7 protein-coding genes are annotated in these 10,660 nt (G+C 32.2%); 4 read left to right on the forward strand and 3 right to left on the reverse strand.

From position 1 onward, the window contains the following. Positions 1–9: 9 nt before the first annotated feature. Complete coding sequence (locus F6K40_RS07745; protein ID WP_293133739.1) at positions 10–840, forward strand: phytanoyl-CoA dioxygenase family protein; 831 nt, start codon at positions 10–12, stop codon at positions 838–840. A gap of 148 nt (positions 841–988) precedes the next feature. Next, positions 989–2,194 (forward strand): DUF2330 domain-containing protein, encoded by a 1,206-nt coding sequence (locus tag F6K40_RS07750; RefSeq protein WP_293133742.1) that lies wholly within the window; start codon positions 989–991, stop codon positions 2,192–2,194. A gap of 31 nt (positions 2,195–2,225) precedes the next feature. Here the strand turns inward: F6K40_RS07750 and F6K40_RS07755 are convergent, their stop codons facing one another. Beyond that, positions 2,226–2,651 carry a hypothetical protein gene (locus F6K40_RS07755; protein ID WP_293133745.1) on the reverse strand — a complete coding sequence of 142 codons (426 nt, stop codon included), beginning with the start codon at positions 2,649–2,651 and terminating at the stop codon, positions 2,226–2,228. Between the two features lie 124 nt (positions 2,652–2,775). Beyond that, complete coding sequence (locus F6K40_RS07760; protein WP_293133747.1) at positions 2,776–3,048, reverse strand: hypothetical protein; 273 nt, start codon at positions 3,046–3,048, stop codon at positions 2,776–2,778. Positions 3,049–3,500: 452 nt separating this feature from the next. Here F6K40_RS07760 and argS point away from each other — a divergent pair, with 452 nt between their 5' ends. Beyond that, positions 3,501–5,258 (forward strand): arginine--tRNA ligase, encoded by a 1,758-nt coding sequence (gene argS / locus F6K40_RS07765; RefSeq protein WP_293133749.1) that lies wholly within the window; start codon positions 3,501–3,503, stop codon positions 5,256–5,258. A gap of 1,548 nt (positions 5,259–6,806) precedes the next feature. Then, positions 6,807–7,247: a response regulator gene (locus F6K40_RS07770; RefSeq protein WP_293133751.1), complete on the forward strand. Its 441-nt coding sequence runs from the start codon at positions 6,807–6,809 to the stop codon at positions 7,245–7,247. A gap of 1,391 nt (positions 7,248–8,638) precedes the next feature. Here F6K40_RS07770 and F6K40_RS07775 read toward each other — a convergent pair. Then, positions 8,639–9,556 (reverse strand): glutaminase, encoded by a 918-nt coding sequence (locus F6K40_RS07775; RefSeq protein ID WP_293133753.1) that lies wholly within the window; start codon positions 9,554–9,556, stop codon positions 8,639–8,641. Between the last annotated feature and the right edge of the window lie 1,104 nt (positions 9,557–10,660).

A 10,660-nucleotide genomic window follows, 5' to 3' on the forward strand; every position in this document is an offset into this window, starting at 1 on the left:
ATTAGACAGATGAACCTAGAATCGGAACAATTACAGACCTATCAAGACCAAGGATATCTCTTGGTAGAAAATTGTTTTTCTCCAAAAGAGATTGAGGTAATGAAAGCCGAATTGCCGGGAATATATGCAGAAGGAAAACCCGGTAAAATTACCGAAAAAGATGGCACGACAATACGCGCAATTTATGGAGCGCACACCTATAATCCAGTGTTCGAGTGTTTGTCAAAACAAGCAAGAATTATTGAACCTATTCAACAGATTTTGGGGAGTTCGGTCTATGTTCACCAATTTCATATTAATGCTAAAAGAGCATTGACTGGAGATGTCTATTTATGGCATCAGGATTATGCTTATCATTTGAAAGAAGACTCAATTCCCACTCCGAGAGTCGGAATCGCGATTGTTTTTTTAGATGAAGTCCACGAATTTAATAGCCCTCTGATGGTTATTCCTGGTTCTCATCAAGAAGGTCTTATTGCTGAAAAGAGCGATCGAAAACAACATGAAACTTATCAAGGTTATGACTCATGGATTGCTAATGTGACTAGCAATATTAACTATGCTGTTGATGAACCAACTCTGAAAAGATTGACTAAAAAATATGGCACAGTTGCTCCGAAAGGAAGTGCAGGCTCGATATTATTTCTTCATCCGAATTGTGTTCATGGGTCAACTGCTAATATCTATCCTTTTGATCGAGCAGTTGTTGTGATTGTCTACAACAGTATTGAAAATATTCCGCTCCCTATGGAAAAACCGCGTCCAGATTTTCTGGCTAGTCCCAATCATACAGCGATCGAGCCTTTGTCAGGAGATGCTTTTTTGGCTAATAAATATTAGTAGACCGACACAGACAAGTCTGGCAACCATAACGTAGTAGTTCATCAATTTTGTCTTGAGGGATAGCAATTTGCCAGAATAATTTTATTTAGCAGTTTTTTTGATCGACTATCCCTTACTTCCACCTCCCAAAGTAAGCACCACTAATATGTTTTTAAAATTCAGGCTGAAAAAATTTATCAAATTATCTATAGTAGGAAGTTTAATCTTGGTTTCTCTGTCTATAGATGTCAAAAAAGTTAGAAGTTTTTGTGGCTTTTTTGTGGCAAAAGTTGATGCTGAAATGTTTAATAACCGCTCACAAGTGGCGATCGCTCATCAAGACAATCAAACAACTTATAGTTTAGCTTTTGATTATAAGGGGGAACCTGAAGAGTTTGCTTTAATTTTACCTGTACCAGTTGTACTAAAAAAACAAGATGTAAGAGTTATTTCTCCAAAACTTTTTCAACGCTTAGATGATTTTACTGCTCCTAGATTAGTTAACTATGATTTTGATAGTAATCCAGCTCTTAGAGGTGGGGGAGCAAGAAGTGAGTCTCCTCGCCAAAATGTAAGAGTTATAGAAAGCTTCACCGTGGGAGAATATGACATTGTTATTTTAAGTGCAACAGAGTCTAATTCTTTGGAAAGTTGGTTAAGGGAAAATCAGTATAAAATTCCTAGAGGTGCTGCTAAATATCTACAACCTTATATTGATAAAAAACTTTTCTTTTTTGTAGTAAGAGTTAACTTAGAAGCGCAAGAGAAACTAGGTTTTCAAAATTTAAGACCTCTTCAGTTTACTGTTAAGAATTATCCTCAGATTATGTTACCTTTTCAATTGGGAAAAATTAACTCAGAGGATACTCAGAATATTATCGTTTATTTTTTGAGTAAAACTGGTCGTGCTGAAGTTAGTAATTATGAAAATGTAATGATTCCTAGTAATTTTGATGTTCCACAAAACATAGAATTAAAATTTGGCGAATTTTATCGAGAATTGTTTGTTTCAACTATTCAATCTACAAAGAAAGAAATTGTAGTTACAGAATATGCCTGGGATACAGGTTCTTGTGACCCTTGTAATACAACACCGTTAAATTCTCAAGAGTTGAATGAGTTGGGTATGAATGACGAAAAAGCACAAACATTTATCACTAGATTACATCTACAATATACAAAAAATACTTACAATCAGGATTTAGAATTTACGATTACCTCCGATCAAACTCTCTATCAAGGAAGATATATCTTGTTACCAATTGACTACAATGAAGGTAGCAATTATTTCGACGAGAAAGTTGAAATTAAAAACCCTTCTGGTAAAGTTATTTCGGAGGTTAAACTAAAAAAAATATTGAAAAAATTTTAGATATCAGAAGTATCTAAATTAGATGGAAAAATTAATCTAGATTTTGATTAGATAAATCTATAGGAAAAATTTTACACATCATATACCGTGGCATAAATTCTTGGTCTTTATCAACACAGTCTCTAGATTTTTCTAATTCTTTCTGATTGTGATAATTATTCTCTACTTCCTTTTTCGTGGGATCTACACAGATAGCAAGTTTTCCTACTCCTGGCATTAGTGAAATTATTCGATTTTTGAGACTTTCAATATCTTGACCTAATTTATCTGCATCTAATATAGAAGGAGTAATAATGAAAAAAGTTTTGACTCCAACTGAATCTGGGGCAAAGCCAAAACTACATTCATTTAATAGGGATTGAGTGGAAAAACTCAAAGCTTCATAAAAGTGATTAATTAATGCTTGATAGAAAGATTCACTCAGGGAATGATCGTCGAAAGTCCGTCTAGATAACATGATAAATTTCCTCAAGTTGTATTTTATTCTGTATTTTAGCCTATCTTAACATTTCTTAAAATTATATATCTATATATTATCCGATCTTCATTATCTAAATCACAAAACTATAAGATAATAATTACTAATCTAAGTGTCTTGAATCACACATAAGAGTTTGTAAGTTTATAGACAAATATTCATCTATTATCAACTCACTTTTCCAGGTGTTTCCGTATGGGGAATTACTCAAAGGTCCCTCTATTCCATCGGCATAAGCATGATTGAACTGCTTCTTTGATAAAAAGCATAATTTATCTATTTCTTGATAATTAGAATGGTGCTTGCTAATTATATGTTTTTCAATTAGTTTCATATAGAAACAAGGATTATGATAATTAAGTTTTAGTTCCGACAAGAATCAAATAGCAGTAAACAGGAGAAAAATTTCAGCAATTTACAACTGTGGCTTTTGTTTCATGTCCTATATTTTTTTTTACTTAAGCTACAATAAAGTACATTTATGTTACGCAAGCCACGTTAATCGGGAAAAATTATACAGCAGATTAGGTGATTAATGTTGTACAACTAACAAGGTAAATATTTTAGTAATCCTGCTCACGTAATGGTCTTGAACAAACTTGGTATTCATGTAAATTCTCAATTCCTCTAAATATCCTGGATTTTTGCCCGTGAAAAAATCATAACCCTCCTGCTCCTAGTAGACTGATACATATTCAATAGTGCAATAAACTGTAAATTTGGTTCCTCAAGATTCAGAATATTCGAGTAGGAGTTGATCAGATACTAATTTTTTTTCTCATGGCAAAAGGCTATTATTTGTAAAAGTTGAAAATATTAAACATGACAATGGAATCTACCCTTGAAAAACTCAAAAGTAAATTTGACAAAGCTTTAGTTGCTGCTTTTAGTCAAAATTTAGCAGGTACAGATCCAATGGTTGTTCCTGCTAGTAATCCCAAATTTGGAGATTATCAATGTAATGTAGCAATGTCTTTAGCTAAAAAATTAAAGGATAAACCAAGGGCGATCGCTACTCAAATTATCGACAATCTTGACATTACCGACCTTTGTCTTCCACCAGAAATTGCTGGACCTGGTTTTATCAATCTTAGTCTTAAACCAGAATATCTCCAAATCTGTCTAGAGGCAATAATTAAGGATGAACGACTGAATATTTCCCCGACTAAAAATCCTCAGCGAGTTGTTATAGATTTTTCTAGTCCTAATATTGCTAAAGAAATGCACGTTGGACATTTACGCTCAACAATTATTGGAGATTCTTTGGCAAGGGTACTAGAATTTCAGGGACATGATGTATTAAGGCTAAATCATGTGGGTGACTGGGGTACTCAGTTTGGAATGTTAATTACTTATTTACGGGAAGCTTTTCCGGAGGCTTTAATAACTGCTGATGTTTTAGATATAGGAGATTTAGTTGCTTTTTATAAGCAGTCAAAAAAACGGTTTGATGAGGATGAAAATTTTCAGGAAAAGTCTAGAAAAGAGGTAGTAAGTTTACAAGGAGGTGCGGAGGATAGTCGTTATGCTTGGCAACTTTTATGTAATCAATCTCGGCGCGAATTTCAAGTTATTTATGACTTACTTGATATTAAGTTAAATGAGCGGGGAGAGTCTTTTTATAATTCGATGTTGCCTGGGGTTTTGGAAGGGTTAAATAAGTTAGGTTTATTGGAAGAAAGTGATGGTGCTCAATGTGTATTTTTGGAGGGATTTATTAATAAGGAAGGTGAACGTTTACCTTTAATTGTACAGAAGTCTGATGGTGGTTATAATTATGCGACGACTGATTTAGCTGCCCTAATTCATCGGATTGAAAAAGAGGAGGCAAGGCGATTAATTTATGTTACTGATTCTGGTCAAGCTAATCATTTTTCTCAAGTTTGGCAGGTGGCAAAAAAGGCTGATTGGATACCAGAAAATGTAGAGGTTGTTCATGTTTCTTTTGGTTTGGTTTTGGGAGAAGATGGGAAAAAATTAAAGACTCGTTCTGGAGAAACTGTAAGGTTGAGAGAGTTATTAGATGAAGCGATAAATAGGGCGCGAAATGATTTGGAAAAAAGATTAAAAGAGGAAAATCGTTCTGAGAGTGAAGAGTTTATTGAAAATGCTGCTGGAGTTGTTGGTTTAAGTGCGGTTAAATATGCAGATTTGAGTCAAAATCGGAATAGTAATTATGTGTTTAGTTTCGATAAGATGTTGGCTTTGCAAGGCAATACTGCTCCTTATTTGTTATATGCTTATGTGCGTGTTCAAGGAATTGCTCGGAAGGGAGAAATTGATTTTGAAAAGTTGAGAAAGGATGCCAAAATTATTTTGCAGGATGAGCAAGAGTTGGTTTTAGGAAAACATTTATTACAGTTGAATGAAGTATTGAATATTGTGTCTGTTGAATTGTTGCCTAATCGTCTTTGTGAATATTTGTATGAGTTGAGCGAAAAGTTTAATAAGTTCTTTGAAAATTGTCCGGTTTTGAAGTCGGAAGAACCTTTGCGTACTTCTCGATTATTGTTGTGTGATGTAACGGCAAGAACTTTAAAATTGGGTTTGTCTTTATTGGGAATTTCTGTTTTAGAAAGGATGTAATTTGTACCTGAATTTAATTTTTTTGTCTTTCTCGCTCTGGGAGAGTTTGATTTAGCAAAGTCAGAAAAATTAAAATTTTTAGTTAGTGCTTTAATTTGCTGATTTACTATGGAGAGTGGGGAAACTTTAACAGAAAAAAGAGGTAAGCATTCAGTAGTCAACTAACAGCTATAAGTTACTAAGTGATTATCACACTCTCTGGAGGAATTAGTCGCATAAGAAAATTCAAACTTATCAATAATACTGTTCCCTTTAGCTAACCAAAGTCAAGTTATTACATTGAAAAGCTGTTTGCGCAGTATTCTGTAGGAAAAGCTAAATGCTAATAGCTAAATGCTTACAAAAAGAGAGTCTTTTCAATTCAGAGTTTCAAAGGAAAAGTATTTAGAAATTATTTGACTTTTTCGAGGGAAAATCACTACTTTTACAGCACTAATAATTTTCCATTTTATCAAAAAAAATATTAGGACTTACCGACAGCAAAAACTCAAAGTATTTTCAAATTTTAAGAATATTTTTCCATCGTGTAAGTTCTACATATTTAGGTAAGTAGTTGTGCTTTTAGGAATTTCCTAATTGAGAATTTGAATAGGCAAAGATACAATTATTTGTAATTATTTTTCACCAAGAAATTCACCATAACTTCAGGAGTATCAATACCGATAAATCCTCCCCTGTAGACTGATTTCAATCTCTTTATTTTCAAATTTTAAGAATATTTTTCCATCGTGTAAGTTCTACATATTTAGGTAAGTAGTTGTGCTTTTAGGAATTTCCTAATTGAGAATTTGAATAGGCAAAGATACAATTATTTGTAATTATTTTTCACCAAGAAATTCACCATAACTTTAGGAGTCTAAATACCGATACCTCTAACCCTGTAGACTGATTTCAATCTCTGGCATTATTGCACCTTAAAGATTTAGTTCCTCAACAAATCTCTTAATAGCTATTTGACAAATAGTTTTTCAAGAAAATTTGGAAGTTTAGCTAACTAACCTAAGCGGATTTGATATAACTGTGTAAGTATTTAGCTAGCTTGCATTTAGCATTTTCTGCGGAATCGACGCAAACATATGAGTAAATATCTTTAAAGAAAAGAACTACTAAGTTTTGGTTGATAACCAATTTCATTCTTATGTCACTTCTTGGAGACTAATTCCTCCTTCTTATGATAATAAGTTAATAACCCATAGCTGATAGCTGATAGCTAATAGCTGAACGCTGAATGCTTACATAACTGCTTTAAACTTTCGCCTCAATATTTAATCTTAAATATTTCTTTGCTTAAGGCATAAATATAGATTGATATGGTAAAATTTTTTATAAGTACCACAAAATTTTGAAACTAAATCAGCAATTTTAATAAACTTTTGCTGAAAAACAAAATCTTTAACTGATTAAGTAAATTGAACCTGCAAGTGGGAAAAATACTCAGAGGTGCAAGTATTAGATAGCTCAATTCAGGTCAAGATACTTATGGAAGTGAATATCAATCAATATCTCAATTAAATTTGACTTCAGATCCATAGTTTTACTTTAATAGTTATGTTTAATAAAAAAGTCTTAATCGTAGATGACTCCGAAGTTGTTAGAACAATATGTTCAGAGATCCTTGCCAAGATGGGATTCAATGTTAAATTAGCAAGTAATGGTTTAGAGGCATTAGAAAAAGTCAAACTATACCATCCCGACTTAGTTCTTTTAGACATTATTATGCCGAAAATGAATGGGTATCAAGTTTGTCGTCAAATTAAATCTGATACTCAAACTATGAATATACCTGTAGTTTTTTGCTCTGGTAAAAGTGCAGAAGTTGATGTATATTGGGCAATGAAACAAGGTGCTGATGGCTATCTTAGTAAACCTGTAAAAAAGGATGAATTAATGGAATTAATGGCGAGGTTTCATATTATTAAGAATGTGAGTGAAAAATATAGTAATCAGTGTTTTTATAAACAAGGTCGTGTCAGAATTTTACCTGCATAAATAAAACCTAATTCAATTAGAAATCTTTTTTGCATCTCTAATTCAATTGGAAATATTTTTTCCATCATTAAACCCTGAATATCTGGAAAAAATATTTGATTAGGGTTAATTTACCGCTCCACTAGAAATAAATTTACTGGGAAGTTTTGATTACCGAATAATTAATAATTAATCAGTAAGCATTCAGCTATTAACTTTCAGCTCTTCCTGCGGAATGCTACGCAAACAGCTTTTTAATAAATGAAGCAAGCATCAGCTTTTACCCATACTTTGAATTATTTGAAATCATAAAGATGCCAATTCCTGCTCTCAAGATAATGAAATTGATAGTTGAATACTGACTGGTGAATGCTGACATTAATAATTAAATAATTCATCTTTAAAGCTTCCCCTTAAAAGGGAAAAAAATCAATTTTTTCCTTTTAGTTAATCCTCTCTATTGTTAAGTAAGCATTCAGCTATTAACTCTCAGCTCTCAGCTTTTTAATAAGTGAAGCAAGCATGAGCTTTTACCCATACTTTTAATTCTTTGAAATCATAAAGACGCCAATTCCTGCTCTCAAGATAATAAAATTGATAGTTGAATACTTACTGGTGAATGCTGACATTAATAATTAAATAATTCACCTTTAAAGCTTCCCCTTAAAAGGTAAAAAAATCAATTTTTTCCTTGAGCGTCAATCCTCTCTATTTTTAAGTAAGCATTCAGCTATTAACTGTCAGCTCTCAGCTTTTTAATAAATGAAGCAAGCATCAGCTTTTACCCATACTTTCTAATTCTTTGAAATCATAAAGACGCCAATTCCTGCTCTCAAGATAATAAAATTGATAGTTGAATACTGACTGGTGAATGCTGACATTAATAATTAAATAATTCACCTTTAAAGCTTTCCCTTAAAAGGGAAAAAAGCGGTTGAGGGATGGATAGATGACCTAACCATCCCTCAACCAAGAGAAATAAATTTTTTCCTTTTAGTAAATCCTCTCTCTTTTAGGGAGAGGTAATATCAAATCCGCTCGCGAAAGGAGTGATAATTCTACCATCAGAAAAGAGTGAAAAATCCTAGTTGGTGGAGGGTTTGGAGACCAAACCCCTACAGTCTTGAATTCTACTGATACTACCGGATTTGATATAATTATCAATTATCCATTAATGAACTGCAGTTATCTATAAAGACTTACGATTCAAAAACACGGCAGGAATAAAATCAAAATATTACAGACTAAAACTTTAACTTGGGATGGGGTATTTTCTTTCTATCTACTCTGTTGAAGTTTGATTTTTGTCATATTTAGCCTCAAAAATATCAAAGTTTCTTTCTGGAAAAAAGACAAATAATTGGCATTGCTAAACAAAGTAGACTCCTGATTAAAACTAATTAAATTTTGGGCTAACAAAAGACACTTAAGTGTGAATTTCTAGAAATTTCTCCTAAGAGAAATAAACCTGCTACAGAATTTCCTTGTTGATCGAGAGGAGGACTATAACAAACAATTACTCCTCCACTAGGAACTACTCCCAAAATAATTCCACTAACGCTAGATTTAGTTGGAATTCCTATTTCTTTTGCATAAATATTTGATGCTTCATATAAACCACAAGTAGTCATTAATTCTTGAACTGTAGAAGAGTATTTTTTCCAGTCATAGTTAGATGGCTTTACTAATAACATTCCGAGATTAGCTATATCAAAAATTCTGCCAGATAAACAACAGATTCGATTATAAGTATCTAAAGTAATTTCTGCATCTTTTATATAACCACATTCTACTAACTTTTTAGCAATAGCTTGATTATTCTGATTCGGTAAAGAACGAACCGAAGCCAACATATTTTCATCTAAAAACAATTGACAATTTCCTTGGTTATTCAGCCAAAAACAAAAATTTTTACACCTTTCAGTAGCAGTATTTCCTAGTAACAAAGATGATAAAGCGATCGCTCCACTATTAATCATAGGATTTCTCGGCCATCCTCCATCAACTTCTAATTGTTCTAAAGAATTAAACGGCTTTTCTGAAGGTTCTCTGCCAACTTTTTGAAATACAGATTTATTGCCAAATTTAGATAACAAATAAAATAGCAAAAATGGTTTAATTAAACTCATTAAAGGTATCTTAGTCTCCAGATTTCCTAATGAAAGAATCTGATTATCAATAGTTTGTAAAACAACTGCAAAACTTTTCGGGTTAGCCTCAGCAAGTAAAGGGATATAATTAGGTAGTTTACCCAAACTACTTTTAGCTAATGCTTGTTCTACCCAGTTTGTTAGTTGTTGTTGATTAATATTTGATAAACTGTTCGACATAAATATCTAGTAGGGAATAGGGAATAAGGAATAGAGAAGAATTAAAAAACTGTATCTTCTGAAAAAGATAACTGCTCTATTCTAGATTTATTTTCAGGAATAGTAAAATTCTCACATCTGATTCCTGATTGCTATATTTGTTTGTCTACAAAGTTGGAAAATTTTCTAGTAGGAGATTTTTCATCGCCAAATATCTATCTAAATAGATATTAGGGAGTAGGGAATAGGGAATAAGGAATAGAGAAGAATTAAAAAACTGTATTTTCTGAAAAAGATAACTGCTCTATTCTATGTTGATTTTCAGAAATAGTAAAATTCTTACATCTGATTTATGATTGCTCTATTTGTTTGTCTACAAAGTTGGAAAATTTTCTAGTAGGAGATTTTTCATCGCAAAACATCTATCTAAATAGATAGTAGGGAATAGGGAACAGAGAGGAATTAAAAAACTGTATCTTCTGAAAAAGATAACTGCTCTATTCTATGTTGATTTTCAGGAAGAGTAAAATTCTCACATCTGATTCCTGATTGCTATATTTGTTTGTCTACAAAGTTGGAAAATTTTCTAGTAGGAGATTTTTCATCGTCAAATATCTATCTAAATAGATATTAGGGAGTAGGGAATAGGGAATAAGGAATAGAGAAGAATTAAAAAACTGTATTTTCTGAAAAAGATAACTGCTCTATTCTATGTTGATTTTCAGAAATAGTAAAATTCTTACATCTGATTTATGATTGCTCTATTTGTTTGTCTACAAAGTTGGAAAATTTTCTAGTAGGAGATTTTTCATCGCAAAACATCTATCTAAATAGATAGTAGGGAATAGGGAACAGAGAGGAATTAAAAAACTGTATCTTCTGAAAAAGATAACTGCTCTATTCTATGTTGATTTTCAGGAAGAGTAAAATTCTCACATCTGATTCCTGATTGCTATATTTGTTTGTCTACAAAGTTGGAAAATTTTCTAGTAGGAGATTTTTCATCGTCAAATATCTATCTAAATAGATATTAGGGAGTAGGGAATAGGGAATAAGGAATAGAGAAGAATTAAAAAACTGTATTTTCTGAAAAAGATAACTGCTCTATTCTATGTTGATTTTCAG

This window comes from Okeania sp. SIO3I5 (assembly GCF_010672085.1).
GTDB lineage: Bacteria > Cyanobacteriota > Cyanobacteriia > Cyanobacteriales > Microcoleaceae > Trichodesmium.

Coding starts and splice junctions, on each gene's coding strand:
- F6K40_RS07745 (WP_293133739.1), top strand. CDS start 10: ATGAACCTAGAATCGGAACAATTACAGACCTATCAAGACCAAGGATAT.
- F6K40_RS07750 (WP_293133742.1), top strand. CDS start 989: ATGTTTTTAAAATTCAGGCTGAAAAAATTTATCAAATTATCTATAGTA.
- F6K40_RS07755 (WP_293133745.1), bottom strand. CDS start 2,651: ATGTTATCTAGACGGACTTTCGACGATCATTCCCTGAGTGAATCTTTC.
- argS (WP_293133749.1), top strand. CDS start 3,501: ATGGAATCTACCCTTGAAAAACTCAAAAGTAAATTTGACAAAGCTTTA.
- F6K40_RS07770 (WP_293133751.1), top strand. CDS start 6,807: ATGTTTAATAAAAAAGTCTTAATCGTAGATGACTCCGAAGTTGTTAGA.
- F6K40_RS07775 (WP_293133753.1), bottom strand. CDS start 9,556: ATGTCGAACAGTTTATCAAATATTAATCAACAACAACTAACAAACTGG.